Source organism: Psychrobacillus syltrankelensis (assembly GCF_055454035.1).
Window position 1 is genome coordinate 1,088,119 of sequence record NZ_CM144227.1, and the last position, 19,682, is coordinate 1,107,800.

A 19,682-nucleotide genomic window follows, 5' to 3' on the forward strand; every position below is an offset into this window, starting at 1 on the left:
TTACACCTCTTTTAATATTCCTTCTTCAATTAAAGCCTCTGCAATTTGAATCGAGTTTAATGCTGCACCTTTTAGAAGGTTATCAGAAACAATCCACATATGGAAGCCTTTACTGTTTGAAGGATCTTTTCTAATTCTACCAACAAATACCTCATCTTTATCCTCTGCAAAATAAGGCATTGGATATTGTTGCTGTTCCGGTTTGTCTTGAACTGTAATTCCGGATGAATTAGAAAGTAATTCTTTAATATCTTCTACTGAGACATTCTCTTTTTCTACTTCTAGATAAACTGATTCTGAATGACCAGTAACAACTGGCACTCGAACGCAAGTTGCTGCAACTGCAAGCTCAGGCATTGACATTATTTTCTTCGTTTCATTCATCATTTTATGTTCTTCAAATGTGAATCCATCCTCATCAAACACATCAATTTGTGGGATAACATTTCCTGCAATCGGATAATGTTTTTCATCACTTTTTACAGGTAAAATACTAGGTTTTGGATTCTTCTCAGTGATATTAGTACTTTGAGTTGTGAGTTCATTTATAGCGGCAGCTCCTGCACCTGACACAGCTTGATAAGTAGAAACAATTACTTTCGTTAATCCAAATTGCTGTTTAATAGGCTCCAATGCGCAAACCATTTGAATAGTAGAACAATTCGGATTAGCAATTATTCCTGTTTGCTCATGTAATGCCTGTTTGTTCACTTCCGGTACAACTAGTGGAACATCTTTATCCATACGGAAAGCACTCGTATTATCAATTACAATAGCACCTCTACTACTTGCTTCTTTTGCAAGTGCTTTAGAAATAGACCCACCAGCTGAGAAAAATGCTACGTCCACCCCTTGAAAAGATTCAGGTGTTGCCTCTTCAACTTCATACATTAAATTATTTACTTCTACTTGCTTACCTGCTGAATTCTTTGAAGCTAGTAACTTTAATGTTGTATACGGGAAACTTCTTTCAACTAATTTTTCAATAATTTTTTGACCAACTGCACCTGTTGCTCCAACTATTGCTACCGTAAAACCCTGTGACATTTAAAGCTCTCCTCTCAAATCAAAACATATTGGCGATATTGTATCATATATTACATGAAAATACATCATCTTTAATATTTATAATTGATGACTAATAAGTATAGGCTGCATTTGTCTAGATTGAATTGCATGTTCTACTGTAGGAATTATCTTTGTAAAGTCTGCGATTAATGAGTTCGGTTTTTTTTGAGGATTGTCTTGACCAAAGGGGATAAAATAAATGTTTTTTGTAGATAGGAGTTTCATAATATTCATACCATTTAAACCGAGTGCATCGTTGGTTGAAATACCAAGTACAACTGGCTTTCCATTTCGTAAGGTGGCTTTTGCAGCCATTAATACAGGTGAATCCGTTTGAGCATTTGCTAGCTTGCTTATTGAATTTCCTGTCATCGGTGCAATGACCATGCAGTCTAGTGGATTTGTTGGTCCAAAAGGTTCTGCTTCTACAATTTTTGAAACAACTTTGCTCCCACTTGAAGCTTCAATTTTTTCAATCCATTCTTCACCAGTTCCGAATCGTGTTGCAGCAGTTAAAACAGAGTACGTAATTATTGGAACTACAGTAGCACCTCTTTCAGTAAACTGTCTAATCATTGGAATTACTTCCTCATACGTACAGTGAGAAGCGGTAATCCCAAGACCTATTCGAAGACCATTTAACACTATTTTTCCTCCTCCAATACAGACAATTGAGTTTGAACCGACCTGGCTATTAAATATCCCGCATCTTGTGGAAAAAACATTCCAGGTAAACTTGTTGGATTTACATAATTAACGGGGATATTTTTCTGATCGTTTATTAAACATCCCGGCTTTGAAGCAAGATCGAATACTTTTATGAAACAGGAAGCATCTGTATTTATTAGCCATTTAGAAGGTATCGTATTAATTAGATAAGTTGACTGTTCTTTTGACTTTTGAATAATATTGTCTAATGCTTCAATTTGATAGCCATAGCTTTTTGCTTCAAACAGCTGATGCTCAGATCTTACTGATATAATCACTTTCGCCCCAAGGTGATGAAGAGCGTATGCTAGTCTTTTCCCTACTCTTCCATATCCGGTAATGATAAATTGTTTATTGTACAATGACCTTTTTTCATTCAAATAAAAGTAGTTAATAAACCCTTCCGCAGTAAGATTTGCATTATCCCAAATCCACTGCTCATCCTCTAGATAATAAAACACTTTTCGTTCTTGAGATTCAAATTCTTCAAATTTCTTTCCAATAAAAAGAACTTCACATGATTTTGGTAATGTAAAAGGATGCTCCATATTCATTGCTTGAATTGGAAAAAATAATACATTTGGCTGGAACTCATGAATATCCGACTCTAGTTTTTCATTCCATACCATTGTTGAAAATAATTTAACTTCAAGATTGGTTGATAATTCTTCCTGCAAATACAGTAATCTATCATCCGTTCCGATTATGGCACATTTTTTGTTCATGAGTACTCACTATTTTCATTAAAAGAATCAGTTTCATTAAACAAAATACGATCTTTCCCTATGAGAATAATTTCTTCCCAAGAGATAAATTCCTTTTTCTTGTTTGCTTTATTTACTTGAAAAAAAGAAGCTGACTTCTGATATACTTCAAAACCTTTAATTTTCCCACTTGATGGATCAAATAGTAATTCGGTATTGGCTAGTTTTCCATATCTAGCACCATCTTTCACTTGGATAAGCTCTTTTTCAGCAAGTTCCGAAAGTAACAACCTTTCCCCTCCCCAATATATATTTCTACTTATGTATATGCCTTTTAGCTAAACAAAGTGAATCAGAAAAACTGTTCGACTTGTACTAAGCAAATATGAAAAACACGAGCATCTTGTCATCACTTATTCCTGGGTCTTTGGATGAAACATAGGCTACACTATTAACATTAAGTCTTGGGGTAATCTTGGGGCGGATGTTTGTCCGTCGCCCTCTTGGAATTTGGAAGGACATGATGAGTTTGGTCTAGCTAATTAAAGAAAAAATACTTCCCTACTCTTTTAAAGCTTCCGAAGATACTATTTCGGAAGCTCTTCACTTCTTTATCGATGGATACTACCTATTTTTCTCTATTTCCGCTTCCCATATAGATAAGAAAAAGAAAGTGCCAGTTCATTATTTCGACAAAGCCTTTTATTAGTTGCACTGTTGATTGGAGCGGAAGGCGGTGACTCCTAGGGGATTAGCAAGCAAATCAAGACACTGAACGTAGCACAGTGAAATTACTTTTGCGACGAGCTAGCGCAGGAGCAACGGAAGCGGCTTGATACTTGCCCCCCATGCTATTCCCACAGAAGCCGCTACCTCCGCTTCTTTATCCGTGGATACTACCTATTTTTTCTCTGTTCCGCTTATCTTGTAAAGCAAAAGAAAATACACCAGTTCATTAATTGGACGAAGTTTTTTTTTATTTGAGACTGTTGATTGTAGTGGAAGGCGGCGACTCCTGCGGGAAAAGCGTGTCCAGGTGAGACCCCGCAGGAGCAAACAAAGGAACGAAGACTAAGAACGCCACCTCGTGTGGCAACGCCTTCGTGACCAACATCGTGTTGGCCTGAGGAGACTCACGGACCGCCCGCGGAAAGCCTCCGCCTGCAACGGAAATCAACCTGTTCATGGGACAAAAGTTTATATACTTTCAGCAAAAAAGCCGATCATTATAGATCGACTACTTTTTTAGGCATAATAATAGAAATAGCCGGCTTATAAGAAAAAATTTCTTTAGCAAGCTCCACTACGGATTCTAAAGTCACCTCATCTATCGTTTCACTTACTTCATCTAGAGAACGATGCTTTCCATAAAGCAGCTCATTTTTTCCATTTCTACTCATCCGTGCATTTGTGCTTTCTAAACTTAACAACAAATTTCCTTTTAACTGTTCTTTGGAATTGAGAATTTCTGTTTCTGTGAATCCTTTGTTCATTACATTCTGAATGGAATCAAAAATGGAAGTCTTTAATTCATTTAACTGATTACTAGAAGTCCCACCGTAAACTACAACAACTCCCGTATCTTCATAAGAAGAGTGATACGAGTAAATCGAATATGCGAGTCCCTTATCTTCACGAATTTCTTGGAATAACCTCGAGGACATACTTCCACCTAAAATATTATTCAAAACGACTAAACTATAAATATTGTCCGCATTTATACTTAAACCAGGATATGCTAAACAAATATGCGCTTGTTCTGTTTCACGAAAATTTTCTGTATATATTGGTTTTATAACAGGTGTTTCCAAAGACTTTACTGATTTTTTTACACTTTTATATTGACCAAAAAGCGATTCAATATATTCTAAAAATCCTTCTTGAATATTACCGGCTACTGAAATTACAACATTATCTGGTGTATAATGTCTTTCCATATAAGACAAAATCATTTCCTTCGTAAAACTATTTAATGTCTCCTCTGTCCCTAGTATAGGAGACCCTAAAGGATTATTTTCATACATCTCTCTCCATAGATATTCATGGACTATATCGTCTGGAGTATCTTCCACCATATTTATTTCTTCTAAAACAACTAGTCTTTCCTTTTCGATTTCGTTTGGATCGAATAGAGAATTGAAAAACATATCTGCAAGAATTTCTACAGCGTGTTTCGCATGGTGATCTAATACTTTTGCATAGTAACATGTATTCTCTTTAGATGTAAATGCATTAATATTACCGCCGATTCTATCGAATTCCTCTGCTATCTGCTTTGCTGATCTAGTTGTTGTTCCTTTAAACAGCATATGTTCAATAAAATGTGTTAGGCCATTTTCTTTTGGAAGTTCGTATCTAGATCCAGCTTGTACCCATATCCCAACTGCAACAGATCGTACATGGGGAATATCCTCTGAGATAATACGTAGCCCATTATTACAAGTTATTTTTTTTATCAAAATTGCACCTCTATCTAGTTTATTCAAGTATTAAAAAAAGTTGCCGTAGACAATAATTCCCTACGGTCAACCTAGTGTATTACAAATTGTATAATTTTTCTATATCTATTCAAACTTGATTCAGACGCTCACTGTCAGCGTTTGAACTTTTCTCATATTATTGTTCGTTTTGTTCAGCACGCTCTTTTTCTTCTTTTAAAACTACTTTACGAGATAAGTTTACGCGACCTTGGTTATCAATTTCAATTACTTTTACTAATAACTCGTCTCCGATTTTAAGCACGTCTTCTACATTTTTCGTACGTTCTTCTTGAATCTCCGAAATATGCAGTAAGCCATCTTTCCCGTTAAAGATTTCTACGAAAGCCCCGAACTTTTCAATTCGTTTTACTTTTCCTAGATAATATTCCCCTACTTGAGCAACACGAACAATGTTCTCAATTATTTCTTTTGCTCGTGCAATCATCTCTTCATCTGCTGAAGCAATATAAATTGTACCATCTTGCTCAGTATCAATTTTTACGCCAGTTTCATCGATAATTTTATTAATCTGTTTCCCACCTGGTCCAATTACATCACGAATTTTATCAGGATTAATTTTAATAACTGTTATCTTTGGAGCATATTTAGATAATTTCTCGCGAGGTTCACCTATTGTTGCAAGCATGCTTTCTAAAATTTGCATACGACCTATTTTAGCTTGTTCAAGAGCTTCTTCTAAGATAGTTCTTGAAAGTCCGTCAATTTTAATGTCCATTTGAAGCGCAGTAATACCTTTAGAAGTACCAGCTACTTTAAAGTCCATATCTCCAAGGTGATCTTCCATTCCTTGAATATCTGTTAATATTGTATAATTTTCGCCTTTTTTTACAAGTCCCATGGCAATACCTGCAACAGGTGCTTTTAAAGGTACACCAGCATCCATCATTGCAAGAGTTGATGCACAGATACTAGCTTGAGAAGTTGAACCATTTGATTCTAATACTTCAGCTACTAAACGAAGTGTATAAGGGAAATCATTTTCATCTGGAATAACTGCCTCTAAAGCACGCTCTCCTAATGCTCCGTGACCAATTTCACGACGGCCAGGTGCACGGATTGGTCCTGTTTCCCCTACACTAAATTGTGGGAAATTGTAATGGTGCATAAAGCGTTTTGATTCTTCTAATCCAATACCATCAATAATTTGAACATCACCAAGTGGTCCTAATGTACAAATACTTAATGCTTGAGTTTGTCCACGAGTAAACAATCCAGAACCATGCGTTCTCGGCAAAATTCCAACTTCAGAAGAAAGCGGGCGAATTTCAGCTACCCCACGACCATCTGGGCGTACTTTATCTTCAGTGATTAAACGACGAACTTCATCTTTAACCATAGCATCTAAAATTTCTCGTACTTGTTTTAGTGTTTCGTCTGTTGCTTCTTTTTGTGTGTACTGTTCTAATACTTCATTTTTAACAATACCAATTGCTTCTTCACGCGCATGCTTTTCTTGCACTTGAATAGCTTGTACCAAGTCTGCCTCACAAAGCTCTTTTACTTCTGCAAAAAGATCCTTGTCTAATTCGAAAAGGGAAATCACTTTTTTCTCTTTTCCAATTTCAGCAACTATTTTTTCTTGGAATTCAATTAATTTAATGATTTCACTATGACCAAACATAATAGCTTCCAACACTACTTCTTCAGAAACCTCTTTTGCTCCTGCTTCTACCATGTTAATAGCATCTTTTGTTCCAGCAACAGTAAGATCTAAAATACTTTTCTCCATTTGTTCAACTGTTGGATTAATGATCAATTCTTCCCCAATTAAACCTACTTGCACTCCTGCAATTGGTCCATCAAAAGGAATGTCCGATACACTAAGTGCTAGTGAAGAACCTAACATTGCAGCCATCTCAGATGAACAATTTTGATCCACAGACATTACGATGGAAATTACCTGAACCTCATTACGGAATCCATCTGGGAATAACGGACGAATCGGACGATCAATTAAGCGACTAGTTAAGATTGCTCTTTCAGATGGACGACCCTCACGTTTAATAAAACCACCTGGGATTTTTCCAACAGCGTATAATTTCTCTTCATAATTAACTGTCAATGGGAAAAAATCTAGATTCTTTGGTTGCTTCGAAGCAGTTGCAACTGATAATACGCTAGTATCACCATATCTTACTAAAACTGCACCATTCGCTTGTTTTGCAAGTTGCCCAATTTCTACTTGCAAAGGACGACCTGCCCATTCGTACGTAAATACTTTCTTTTCACTCATTTAATCTGGACTCCTCTCAACTTCAAAAATTCCTAATATAAGGTATATAAAAGTTATATGTATCATAAGTAGTGTATCAAAAATACCTAAACTATGCGAAGTATTTTTATGCAAAAGAAAAAGCGGGACGAATCCCGCTTTATTCCATGAAATATTATCGACGTAAACCAAGTTTAGCGATTAGCTCACGGTAACGTTGTACTTCGTTTTCACGTAAGTATTTTAATAAGTTACGGCGACGTCCAACCATTTTAAATAGACCACGACGAGAATGGTGATCTTTCTTATGTGTACGTAAATGTTCGTTTAAAGAATTAATTTCTTCTGTAAGAACTGCGATTTGAATATCAGCAGATCCAGTATCGCTTTCATGAGTTCTGTACTCAGCGATTAGTTCATTTTTGCGTTCTTTTGTAATTGCCATTTTGTTTTCCTCCTAAAAATTCTTAATATCCCCTGTTCCTGAGCAATCGTTGGAGAATCGAATAAGCCAAGGAAAGGTTTAGTACAAATTTGTACTTTTAAAATATACCATAGGATTAAATCAGAATCAACTCATTCGCTTTTTTTAAAATAATTTATAGCTACTTCTTTATCTTTTCCAATTTGTTCTTTTAATTCATTTATCCCATTAAACTTTTGCTCCGATCGAATACGCGAATACCAGTGAATTACTACTTCTTCACCGTATATCGATTGGTCAAAATTAATTATATGCACTTCGATTGAAAGCTTTTTATCCTCGGGGTTATTAAATGTAGGTTTGTATCCAACATTACATACACCATTATACCATTTTTCTTGTACGCATATTTTCACTGAGTAGACTCCAGTTGAAGGTATAAATTGCCCTTCCATCGGTTGAACGTTTGCTGTAGGGAAATCTATCGTTCTACCTCTTTTGTCTCCATGAATAACTACACCGGTTAACATATAAGGACGCCCTAAAAGTTCTTTTACTTCTTCTATATTTCCAGTTTTCAGTTCTGCTCTTATTCTAGTTGAACTTATTTTATCACCTGACAACACTTGCTTATCGACTACTGAAACAGTATATTCACCATTCGATAACTGTTCCATTTCTTTCATTGTTCCTTTTCCAAATGCACCAAATGTAAAATCGAAACCTGCTGTAACGTGTTTTACATTCGCCTTTTTTATAAAAGAATCAACAAACTGTGAAGGTGTTAACTTAGCAAAATCTGAAGTGAAACGAACGACAAATAATGTATCGACGTTAAGTCCTTTTAATATTTCTATTTTTTGTTCAATTGGTGTAATATAAAATACTTGTTCCTTACTTCTACCAAGAACTAACGATGGGTGAGGATCAAAAGTCATGACCGCAGTTCTTATTTTAAGCTCTTTTCCTTTATCTAGTGCTTCTTGAATGACAGCTTGATGCCCTCTATGTACACCATCAAAAAAACCGATAGCTAATGAGTATGCTTCGTCCTGCTCATTTTCAAATAAATGATGTGGGTAAGATAAGTAATGTACTTCCATATTAATCTCCTTTTTCGGTTGAAAACATTTTCTCCGGTTTCATCATATCATCTTTCGTTGGATGCTTAATATATACTGCCTTAGGAATTGAATTTTTTGTGTAGATTATTTTTTCATTTTTCTCTAGTAATGGATGTGCATGGATCACTTGACCATTCGCAATGCTTTTATCAGTTTCTGCAGTAATTTCAACACTTGGCCAACTTTGTAGAGCATACTTTACAGGAAATATAGAGTCATTTAAACAACCACTTTCGCTAGCCTTATCTACTTGCTCAAGTGTTAAACATTGGTCTTTTGTGAAGCTTCCCGAAGCAGTTCTAACTAAAGTAGACATATGTGCTGGGTAGCCAAGTAATTCCCCTATTTGAACTGCAAGTGTTCGAATATATGTACCTTTACTACAACTTATTTGAATAGAAAATAGTACATTTTCTCCTGAAAATTCGGGGGTATCGTCCAATAAGTGTAATTTATAAATGGTTATCTTTCTACTCGGACGATCTACAATCTTACCTTCTCTTGCATATTCATATAACTTTTTCCCATTTACTTTAACAGCTGAATACATTGGAGGGGTTTGTACGATTTCACCAGTTAATTCGTTCAAAACCTTTAATATCTGATCCCGAGAAAAATACTTTTCCGTTTCATCTTTATTTACGACCTCACCATCTGCATCTTCAGTTGTAGTTGAAGTCCCAATACTAACGGTTGCTATATATGTTTTACCTTCATTCATAATATATTCAGATACCTTCGTTGCTTGCCCTAGACATATTGGTAAAACTCCTTCTACACTTGGATCGAGTGTACCTGTGTGTCCTATACGCTTCATTTTTAATATTTTTCGGAGTTTAAACACACAGTCGTGAGAAGTCATGCCTTTTTCTTTCCATAATGGAAGTATACCTTCGTACATTTTTTCACCTCATTTTAATGATAATATACAACAAAGAAGTCTGCTTGTTGTATTAAGCAGACTTCTCTAATTTTTTATTCTTCTGATGATTTGTTAATTTGTCTTAATAAATCATCAATTCGATTTCCATAAGCTGCTGATTCATCAAACTTAAATAGTAGTTCAGGCGTTATACGAAGTCTAATTCGTTGTCCAATTTCAGTACGAATAAACCCTTTTGCTTTTTCTAAAGCTTTTAATGTTTGACCACTTTTCGCTTCTCCACCAAGAACAGTAATATAAATAGTCGCTTGTTGAAGGTCACCAGTAACCTCTACATCTGTAACGGTAACAAAGCCTATATTAGGATCCTTTAGCTTGCGGACAATAATTTCACCTAACTCTTTTTTCATTTGTTCAGCAACTCGGTTTGCGCGCATCGACATAATCGCTACACCTCATATTCTGATTATAAATATTCTTTTCTAAATTCAATTCGTTCCCACTCAGGGTTAGAATCCAAATATCTTATGGCATGCATAAGTTCTCGGTCAGCTGCTACTTTATCTGAAGCAACAATAACGATTCCAATGCAAGTACGCTGCCAGACATCTTGGTGATCTAACTCCCCAATGGAAACATTGAATTTTTGTTTTGTTCGTGTGAGCATTCGTTGTAGAACTGCTCGCTTTTCTTTTAAGGAATGTGCAGTAGAAATGATGTATTCACACTCTGCATAAACAATCATTAGCGTTTAATCTCTTCCATAACGAAAGCTTCTATAATGTCGCCTTCTTTAATATCATTAAAGCTTTTAATCGTAATACCACATTCATATCCTTTTGCCACTTCTTTTACATCATCTTTAAATCGTTTTAATGTGTCTAATTCGCCTTCGAAAATAACAATTGAATCACGAATAATACGAACACCGCTATCTCTAGAAATTTTCCCTTCAATTACGTAAGATCCAGCGATAGTACCAACTTTAGAAACTTTAAATGTTTCACGTATTTCCGCTTGACCAATAATTTTTTCTTGGAATTCAGGATCAAGTAATCCTTTCATCGCAAATTCAATTTCTTCGATTACTTTATAAATAACTCGGTGTAAGCGGATATCTACGCCTTCTTCGTCTGCTGCACGTTTAGCATTCACATCAGGGCGAACATTAAATCCAATTACAATAGCGTTAGAAGCAGCTGCAAGACTAATATCTGATTCCGTAATTGCTCCGGCACCAGTGTGAATGATTCGTACATTTACACCTTCTACTTCAATCTTCATTAAAGATGCAGCCATTGCTTCTACAGTACCTTGAACGTCTGCTTTAACAATTAAGTTTAGCTCTTTCATTTCCCCTTGTTTCATTTGATCAAATAAGTTGTCTAATGTCACGCGAGTTTTTTCAGAGCGTTGGTTAACTTGTGCTTGTGATGCTCTATTTTCACCGACTTGACGTGCTGTTTTTTCATCTTCAAAAACGACAAAACGATCTCCTGCTTGTGGCACTTCACTTAAACCTGTAATTTCAACAGGAGTAGAAGGGCCTGCTTCTTTCACACGACGACCAAGATCATTTACCATTGCGCGAACTCGCCCGAATGCATGACCTACTACGATTGGATCACCTACTCGTAATGTTCCGTCTTGAACTAATAATGTAGCAACTGACCCTCTACCTTTGTCTAATTGAGCCTCAATAACAGATCCTAATGCAAGACGTTTCGGGTTTGCTTTTAATTCCGCAACTTCGGAAACTAGTAAGACCATTTCAATAAGGTTATCGATACCGTCCCCAGTTAAAGCCGAGATTGGTACAAAAATTGTTTCCCCGCCCCATGCTTCCGATACTAATCCATGTTCTGTTAGTTCTTGCATGACACGATCAGGATTGGCCGCTGGTTTATCCATTTTATTTACAGCAACAATAATTGGTACTTCTGCCGCTTTTGCATGATTAATCGCTTCCACAGTTTGTGGCATAACTCCATCATCAGCTGCAACTACCAGTATTGTAATGTCTGTAACTTTTGCTCCACGAGCACGCATTGTTGTAAAAGCTGCATGTCCAGGAGTATCAAGGAATGTAATTTTTTTCCCGTTATTAACTATTTGGTATGCACCAATGTGTTGTGTAATACCACCTGCTTCACCTGCAGTAACTTTTGTGTTTCGAATAGAGTCAAGTAAGGTCGTTTTACCGTGATCAACGTGACCCATAATTGTAACTACAGGTGGACGTTCTTGTTTATTTGCTTCATCTTCTTCTGTCGTTTCGATTTCGAAGTGAGCTTCTAAATCGGTAATATCGATTTTAATTTCTTCCTCTACTTCTACTCCATAGTCTGCACAAATTAATTCAATTGCATCCTTATCAAGTTCTTGGTTAATTGTTGCCATTACACCAAGTAAAAACAGTTTTTTAATGATTTCAGATGGCTCACGACCAAGTTTTTTCGCAAGTTCTGTTACTGTTAATGACTCAGTGAATGTAATTTTTGATGGCAATTCTCTTTCTTTTCTTGGTACTGGTGGTTGTACAGGTGTAGTAGGACCTTTTCTTCTTTTTTGGAATTTTTGTCCTGGTCTATTTTGTCCGCCTGGTCTATTCTGTCCACCTGGACGGTTATTATTACTATTAAATGGTTTTTTATCTTTAGATTGATTGTTTGTACCTTGTGCTGCTGGGCGGCTTTGCCCTTGGTTTGCAGGTCTTGATTGCCCCTGTGTTGCTGGTCTCGATTGCCCCTGTGTTGCTGGTCTTGATTGCCCCTGTGTTGTTGGTCTTGATTGCCCCTGTGTTGTTGGTCTCGATTGCCCTTGGTTTGCAGGTCTTGATTGCCCTTGGTTTGCATTATTTGTTGTAGGTCGATTTGGACGATTATTTTGTCCAGTTTGTTGTGATTGTGTTGGAGCTTTGGATACACTATTAGAAGATTCGTTAGACTTTTTATAAACTCCATCTAATTTTTTAACAGCGTCTCCTTCAAGCATTGACATATGGTTAGCCACTTGTATATTAAGCTTTCCTAACTGTTCGATAATTTCTTTACTTGATTTTTCTATTTGTTTCGCGTATTCATGAACTCTGATTTTAGTCATTAGCTCACCCCCGGTTAAATTCGTTGAGAAGGCCGGACAGTTTTTTTGCGAAACCGTCATCCATAATGGCTATTGCCACTCTGGCCTCTTTTCCCGTCGCATGTCCGAGATCGTGCCGGTCTCCAAAGACATGCAGCTCAACGTTAAAAGATGCACATTTATCATTCAATTTTTTTGCTGTGTTTTTAGAAGCATCTGATGAAAGTATAACTAACTTTGCTTTTTGGCTTCTAATTTCTTTTACTACTAGTTCTTCTCCAGATATTGTTTTTCTTGCTCGAGTTGCTAGTCCAAGTAGTTGAGTTATTTGTTGTTCAATTGTCATTTTATTTTTTCTCTTTCAATAATAATAACAAGTTCATCATATATTTCAGTTGGAATGGATGCCTCTAAATGATTACCTAAAGAATTTTTCTTTTTGGCTTTATTAACAGCATCGATTGTTTTAGAAACATATGCACCTCTACCTGACTTTTTTCCAGTCAAGTCAACAGAAACTTCTCCCTCTTTAGACCGAACAATACGAATCATTTCTTTCTTGGGAAACATTTCTCCAGTAGCAACGCATTTACGCAATGGAATTTTCTTTTGAATAGCCATCCAAACTCACCATCCTTTGCTTACTCTTCGTCTTTATAAAAGTCAAAGTCATCCATTTCATCTTCTAAGCTTTCCAATACTACTTCAGGAGAATTTTCATTTGGATAAATTCCTAGCTCTCTAGCATCAGTTTCACTTTTTATATCTATTTTCCAACCAGTTAGTTTGGCAGCAAGACGAGCATTTTGTCCTCTTTTACCGATAGCTAGTGAAAGTTGATAATCTGGAACCACTACGGTTGTGGATTTTTCTTCTTCGTTTACTTGTACATCTAATACTTTAGAAGGACTAAGTGCATTTGCAACGAAAACTACTGGATCTTCTGACCATTCTACAATATCAATTTTTTCACCGCTTAATTCATTCACAATCGTTTGAACACGAGCACCTTTTGCCCCCACACATGATCCTACAGGATCAATTTCATCATTATGGGCAAATACAGAAATTTTAGAGCGATCTCCCGCTTCTCTAGCAATGGATTTAATCTCAACAATTCCTTCGAATATTTCAGGAACTTCCATTTCAAACAGACGGCGAAGTAAACCTGGATGTGTTCTTGAAACAAAAACTTGAGGTCCGCGTGTAGTTCGTTCTACTTTCGTAATATATACTTTAATACGATCATGAGGACGATATGTTTCTGATTGGATTTGTTCATTTACAGGTAACACTGCCTCTACTTTACCTAGGCCAACGTAAATATTGCGTGCATCTAAACGCTCCACAATTCCGTTTACAATATCGTCTTCGCGATCAACGTATTCTTCATATATAAGACCGCGTTCTGCTTCACGTACTCTTTGCGTTACAACTTGTTTAGCAGTTTGAGCAGCGATGCGACCAAAGTTACGAGGAGTTACTTCTTCTTCAACAATATCCCCAACTACATAATGAGGGTTTATCAATTTTGCATCATCTAAAGAGATTTGCAAACGATCATCTGCCACTTCATCAACTACATCTTTTCTTGAATAAACTAACATAGTACCTGTAGCTAAATTGATATCTACACGAACATTTTGTGCTTGGTTAAAGTTTCTTTTATACGCTGTCACTAAGGCAGCTTCTATTGCTTCTATTAAAACATCTCTAGAAATTCCTTTTTGTTTTTCGAGCGCGGTAAGCGCATCTAAAAAATCACTACTCATAGCTATCACTCCTTAATATACATTATGCAGAAAAATCAATTGCTAAACGAGCAAGCGCAATTTTCTCTTTATCAATTTCGATTTTAATTCTTCTTGTTTTCACACGTACTTCTATTAAAGCACCTTCTTCAGCAGAATAAGAAAGTAATGTCCCTTCAAATTCCTTTGCACCGTTTACCGGTTCATACGTTTTAATATATACATATTTTCCAATTGCTTGTAGAAAGTCTGCATCTTTTTTCAATGGCCGTTCAGCCCCTGGAGATGAAACTTCTAAAAAATAATTATCTGTGATCGGATCTACGACATCTAATTTTTCACTTAGCTTTTCACTTACTTGAGCACATTGCTCAATATCTATTCCACCAGATGGTGTATCAATATAGATCCTTAAAAACCAGTCGCGACCTTCTTTCACATATTCAATATCTACAAGTTCTAAATTTAACTCTTGTAAAATGGGCGTTACAAGCTCTTCAATTTTACTAGTGATATTACTCATAAGAGCCTCCTACTCAATAATGATTTTCTATGGTTGTAGATTATTTTCTACGAGTGTAATTTTTATAATTCCTAGATAACAACAGAAAAGAGCGGGAAATCCCACTCTTTCGTCACAGAACTATGAAACATTGGTAGTTTTATATTACCATACTAATGATTTTCTTGCAAATTGAGAAGAAATGCGAAAGGCTCTGCTTTAACTACGACAAGCAAATGTGGTTGAAGGCAACTTTTCATACCGCAGGGAATTGGCATTTGCCCTTGTGCGGCTAGCTCCTGGAGTTTGGACAGTTACCATCTCTAATAGTTTATCTTTCTAGCCTAAAACAAGGAAAGCTGATTGGCATCTGGAAGACCTTCCAAGCATCCCATTAGGTCCATATATTCAATAATTGTTTTCGACACTTTCCCTCTTTGCTGTAAATCCTCTTTCGACAGAAACTCACCATCAAGTCTAGATTTCACAATTTGGAAAGCTACGTTTGTTCCTAATCCTGGTATTGCATTGAAAGGTGGGATAAGCGTATTCCCTTCAATAGTAAACTCACTGGCTTTTGATTTATAAAGATCAACTTTTTGCATTTTAATGCCACGCTCTGACATCTCAAGTCCAATTTCTAGTACTGTTGCTAAACTCTTTTCCTTGGGCGAGGCATCCAAACCCTTTGAATTGATTTCATCTAGTTTTGCACGAATAGTATGTGAACCATTAACCATGGCAATTAAATCAAAATCTGATGCTCGTACTGTTAAATATGCTGCATAATATAGAATTGGGAAATGCACCTTGAAATATGCAATTCTAACAGCCATTAATACATAAGCAGCCGCATGGGCTTTTGGGAACATGTATTTAATCTTTTTACAAGATTCTATATACCAATTAGGTACGCCTTCTTTTTTCATCTCAGCCTCAAACTCCGGACTTAATCCTTTTCCTTTTCGAACAGATTCCATTATCTTAAACGCTAACGATGGTTCAAGACCTTGATATATTAAATAAACCATAATATCATCACGACATCCAATAACATCCGACAATTGACATGTTCCATCTTGAATAAGTACTTGCGCATTCCCAAGCCATACATCAGTTCCATGGGAAAGACCCGAAATTTGAACAAGTTCCATGAATGTCGAAGGTTTGGTTTCTTCCAACATTTGACGAACAAAACGAGTACCAAACTCTGGAATACCGAGTGTACCTGTTTTACAATCGATTTGTTCTTCCGTTACTCCAAGAGATTCTGTGCCACTAAATATTTTCATCACTTCAGGGTCATCTGTTGGAATTGTTTTTGGATCAATTCCTGATAAATCTTGAAGCATTCGAATAACTGTTGGATCATCATGTCCAAGGATATCGAGTTTCAATAAATTATCATGAATTGAATGGAAGTCAAAATGAGTAGTTTTCCACTCAGAATCTTGTGCATCTGCTGGGAACTGAATAGGCGTAAAATCAAAGATATCCATATAATCAGGAACTACAATAATTCCCCCTGGATGCTGACCTGTTGTTCTTTTTACTCCAGTACACCCTTGTACTAATCGATCAATTTCCGCCCCGCGTAATGTTAAGTTGTTATCATTCGTATATCCTCTTACATACCCATAAGCTGTTTTTTCTGCAACAGTTCCAATTGTTCCTGCTCGGAATACATAATCTTCTCCAAAAAGCTCTTTCGTATAATTATGTGCCGTCGGCTGATACTCACCACTAAAGTTTAAGTCTATATCTGGAACTTTATCTCCCTTAAAACCCAAAAATGTTTCAAAAGGGATATCTTGTCCATCTTTTACATAAGGAGTATCACATTTCACACAGTCTTTATTTGGCAAGTCAAACCCGGACCCTACTGAACCGTCTTGAAAAAACTCAGAGTGCTTACAACTTGGACAAACATAATGTGGAGGTAAAGGATTAACTTCCGTAATCTCCGTTAAGGTTGCAACTAATGAAGAACCAACTGAACCCCGGGACCCCACTAAATAACCATCATCTAGAGACTTCTTCACTAGTTTATGTGAAATCAAGTAAATGACAGCAAACCCATGTCCAATAATAGAAGCTAATTCTTTTTCAATTCTAGCCTCTACAATTTCTGGAAGATCTTCTCCATAAATCTCTCTTCCTTTAGCATATGTTAATGATCTAACTTCTTCATCTGCACCTTCAATTTTAGGTGTATATAAATCATCTTTAATTGGTTTAATATCGTCAATTGAATCTGCAATTTTTTGTGGATTAGTCACTACAATCTCAGTAGCTAAATCTTCTCCTAAGAAAGAGAAAGCATCTAACATTTCATTAGTTGTTCGGAAATGTACCTTAGGTAGCTCATGGCGATTTAGAGGATTAGCACCACCTTGAGAGTTCACTAATATTTTTCTGAATATCGCATCATTTTCATGTAAATAATGAACATTTCCAGTTGCTACAACGGGCAGATTTAATTTTTTCCCTAATTTAATCATTTTCCGAATAATATCTTCTAAGTTCCATTCATCTCTCACTAACTCTAATTCCAGTAAATGTGAATAAGCTTCTTTTGGTTGGATCTCTAAATAATCATAAAATCTTGCAATTTCCTCTACTTGTTCTAAAGGTTTTTGCATTAGTCCTTCAAATACTTCCCCTTTATCGCAAGCAGAACCTATTATTAATCCAGCACGATGTTTTTGTAAAGTCGATCTTGTAATACGAGGGACTCTGTAAAAAGTAGAAATGTGAGAAAGTGATACTAATTTAAATAAATTTTTTAACCCTTCGTCATTAACTGCCAAAATTGTACAATGGGATGGTCTTGCTCTTTTATAAGAATCCCCTTGGCCGATATGTTTATTAAAATCATCCAAGTAGTGAATATTTTTTTCTTCCGATTCCTTTAATAAATGCATAAGTAAATATGCAGTTGCTTCACAATCAAAGATTGCTCGGTGAGCTTGTGTTAACTCAATATTAAACTTTTTAGCTAAAGAACCTAAACGATGCGTTTTTAACTCGGGATGTAAAAATCTTGCAAGCTCTAATGTATCAATCACCGGATGTGTAAAGTGGTCAATATTACATCTTCGATAACCTTCATATAAAAAGCCCATATCGAATGAGGCATTATGTGCAACAATTATTCCATCACCTATGAATTCATAAAAATCTTTTATGACCGATTCAATCTCAGGAGCATTACGAACCATGTCATCTGTAATACCTGTAAGTTCAATAGTTGTTGCAGATAGTGCATGATGGGGATTTACAAACCGCTCGAACTTATCAATTATATTACCATTTTGCAATTTGACTGCTGCAAGTTCGATTATTTTGTCATACGTAGCAGATAAACCGGTCGTCTCAACATCGAATACAATATACGTCGCATCATCCAGTAAAGTATGTTGTTCATCGTAAGCAATTGGAACTCCATCATGAACTAGATTTGCTTCTAGTCCATATAAAATTTTTATACCGTTCTTTTTGCCAGCTGCATATGCTTCCGGAAATGATTGAACATTAGCATGATCTGTAATGGCTATTGCTTTATGACCCCACTTAGCTGCTTGCGTTACAAGAGCAGAAACTGATGAAACAGCATCCATTTGACTCATGGGTGTATGTAGATGCAATTCTACTCTTTTTTGATCTGCCGTGTCTAAACGTAATACCGGATTTATCTCACACATATCTTGAGCCATAATGATCAAGTCACGAACAAATGTATCATTTTGTACAGATCCTCTTACCTTAATCCACATACCTTTTTTCAATCGTTCCATCATTTGTGCGTCTTCTTTATCACGTGAGAACATTTTAACAAGTATCGAATCCGTGTAATCGGTAATTTTCACCGTTAGAAGGGATCTTCCGCTTCGTAATTCCTTTACTTCTACATCGAATACAAATCCTTCAATGGTCACTCTACGCTCTTCATCTTGAATTTGACGTATTTCCATGATTGGCTCTTCTTTTTTAAGCGGGATTCCGAGTTGGAAAGGTCCTTCCGCTCCATCTGCCCCACTATTTTGCCGATCTTGCTCTCTTTTTTGTAGATCTACTAATGCTTTTTTGCCCAGTTCTTCTTCTTCTAATTTCCTTTGTTCCAAAAAGGCTAGCTGTGCCTCAGCCAGTGCTTGTGTATCTTCGACTAGTTTGAAATCTATTGCCATTTTCGGAAAACCAAACTTCGCATAAGTATCGGCTAACTGCTCTACATATTTCCTTTTAAATGTTCGAAGTTCAAGCTCATGTCCACATGTAAGTTGGATCATCTGACCATTCCACTCAGGTTGTTGTTTAAGCAACAATTCCTTAAGAGGTGGAGCCATATCACTTAATTCCTTCATTACAGGTATCCAGTATTCTTTTATTTGAACATCCGAAATAGCTGTGCTTTCACTTTCAATAGATAAATATACACTTGCTATGCCAGTAAACCTTTCTACTAATCGTTGGTGAAAAACTTTATATATATCAATTGGAAGAATCGTAGAACAATGAATTTGAAAATGCCATTGTCTTATTTTTTTATGTACAGTAAATCTTGTAATAGAGGCATCTTCGAAATGTTTAACGAATAAATCTTCCGTTAAATTCAGTTGTTGTAACAATATATGCATCCTTGTTTTACCGTCTTGCATCATAACGAACCCCTCTCTTTACTACTTATAACAGAAAAAGAAAGGAAAGTTCAACTCGAACTTTCC

General features: G+C 36.2%; 17 protein-coding genes. All 17 read right to left on the reverse strand.

The window, feature by feature from the left end; all coding sequences use genetic code 11:
* The 17 genes from ACTSKG_RS05560 to ACTSKG_RS05640 all read right to left on the reverse strand — a co-directional run bounded on the left by ACTSKG_RS05560 (position 1) and on the right by ACTSKG_RS05640 (position 19,619).
* Complete coding sequence (locus tag ACTSKG_RS05560; RefSeq protein ID WP_464757148.1) at positions 1-1,047, reverse strand: aspartate-semialdehyde dehydrogenase; 1,047 nt, start codon at positions 1,045-1,047, stop codon at positions 1-3.
* 78 nt (positions 1,048-1,125) lie between these two features.
* Positions 1,126-1,713 carry a dipicolinate synthase subunit B gene (locus tag ACTSKG_RS05565; protein ID WP_464757149.1) on the reverse strand — a complete coding sequence of 196 codons (588 nt, stop codon included), beginning with the start codon at positions 1,711-1,713 and terminating at the stop codon, positions 1,126-1,128.
* Positions 1,713-2,501: an NAD(P)-dependent oxidoreductase gene (locus tag ACTSKG_RS05570; RefSeq protein ID WP_464757150.1), complete on the reverse strand. Its 789-nt coding sequence runs from the start codon at positions 2,499-2,501 to the stop codon at positions 1,713-1,715. The genes ACTSKG_RS05565 and ACTSKG_RS05570 overlap by 1 nt, the downstream gene beginning before the upstream one ends.
* On the reverse strand, positions 2,498-2,770 hold the full coding sequence (locus ACTSKG_RS05575; protein ID WP_464757151.1) for a YlmC/YmxH family sporulation protein: 273 nt from the start codon (positions 2,768-2,770) through the stop codon (positions 2,498-2,500). Before ACTSKG_RS05575 ends, ACTSKG_RS05570 begins: the two co-directional genes overlap by 4 nt.
* Before the next feature lie 936 nt (positions 2,771-3,706).
* Positions 3,707-4,939, reverse strand: coding sequence for a M16 family metallopeptidase (locus ACTSKG_RS05580; protein WP_464757152.1), 1,233 nt, complete (start codon positions 4,937-4,939; stop codon positions 3,707-3,709).
* A 157-nt stretch (positions 4,940-5,096) separates the two neighbouring features.
* A complete protein-coding gene (pnp, locus tag ACTSKG_RS05585; RefSeq protein WP_464757153.1) occupies positions 5,097-7,214 on the reverse strand; it encodes a polyribonucleotide nucleotidyltransferase in 2,118 nt (705 codons plus the stop codon).
* 154 nt (positions 7,215-7,368) lie between these two features.
* The gene (rpsO, locus tag ACTSKG_RS05590) at positions 7,369-7,638 is read right to left on the reverse strand and encodes a 30S ribosomal protein S15 (RefSeq protein ID WP_464757154.1); all 270 of its coding nucleotides are present in this window, start codon (positions 7,636-7,638) and stop codon (positions 7,369-7,371) included.
* Positions 7,639-7,769: 131 nt separating this feature from the next.
* Positions 7,770-8,720, reverse strand: a complete 951-nt coding sequence (ribF, locus tag ACTSKG_RS05595; RefSeq protein WP_464757155.1) for a riboflavin biosynthesis protein RibF — start codon at positions 8,718-8,720, stop codon at positions 7,770-7,772.
* Position 8,721: 1 nt separating this feature from the next.
* Positions 8,722-9,642, reverse strand: coding sequence for a tRNA pseudouridine(55) synthase TruB (gene truB / locus ACTSKG_RS05600; RefSeq protein ID WP_464757156.1), 921 nt, complete (start codon positions 9,640-9,642; stop codon positions 8,722-8,724).
* Positions 9,643-9,716: 74 nt separating this feature from the next.
* Positions 9,717-10,067, reverse strand: coding sequence for a 30S ribosome-binding factor RbfA (gene rbfA, locus ACTSKG_RS05605; protein WP_464757157.1), 351 nt, complete (start codon positions 10,065-10,067; stop codon positions 9,717-9,719).
* Positions 10,068-10,090: 23 nt separating this feature from the next.
* Positions 10,091-10,369 (reverse strand): DUF503 domain-containing protein, encoded by a 279-nt coding sequence (locus ACTSKG_RS05610; RefSeq protein WP_464757158.1) that lies wholly within the window; start codon positions 10,367-10,369, stop codon positions 10,091-10,093.
* On the reverse strand, positions 10,369-12,726 hold the full coding sequence (gene infB / locus ACTSKG_RS05615; protein WP_464757159.1) for a translation initiation factor IF-2: 2,358 nt from the start codon (positions 12,724-12,726) through the stop codon (positions 10,369-10,371). The genes ACTSKG_RS05610 and infB overlap by 1 nt, the downstream gene beginning before the upstream one ends.
* A gap of 4 nt (positions 12,727-12,730) precedes the next feature.
* Positions 12,731-13,051, reverse strand: a complete 321-nt coding sequence (locus tag ACTSKG_RS05620; RefSeq protein ID WP_464757160.1) for a YlxQ family RNA-binding protein — start codon at positions 13,049-13,051, stop codon at positions 12,731-12,733.
* Entirely contained in the window at positions 13,048-13,326 is a 279-nt protein-coding gene (rnpM, locus tag ACTSKG_RS05625; RefSeq protein WP_464757161.1) for an RNase P modulator RnpM, read from the reverse strand. The genes ACTSKG_RS05620 and rnpM overlap by 4 nt, the downstream gene beginning before the upstream one ends.
* A gap of 20 nt (positions 13,327-13,346) precedes the next feature.
* Positions 13,347-14,477, reverse strand: a complete 1,131-nt coding sequence (gene nusA / locus ACTSKG_RS05630; protein WP_464757162.1) for a transcription termination factor NusA — start codon at positions 14,475-14,477, stop codon at positions 13,347-13,349.
* Between the two features lie 22 nt (positions 14,478-14,499).
* Positions 14,500-14,979 (reverse strand): ribosome maturation factor RimP, encoded by a 480-nt coding sequence (gene rimP, locus ACTSKG_RS05635; RefSeq protein WP_464757163.1) that lies wholly within the window; start codon positions 14,977-14,979, stop codon positions 14,500-14,502.
* Positions 14,980-15,302: 323 nt separating this feature from the next.
* Positions 15,303-19,619, reverse strand: coding sequence for a PolC-type DNA polymerase III (locus ACTSKG_RS05640; protein WP_464757164.1), 4,317 nt, complete (start codon positions 19,617-19,619; stop codon positions 15,303-15,305).
* Positions 19,620-19,682 lie beyond the last annotated feature (63 nt).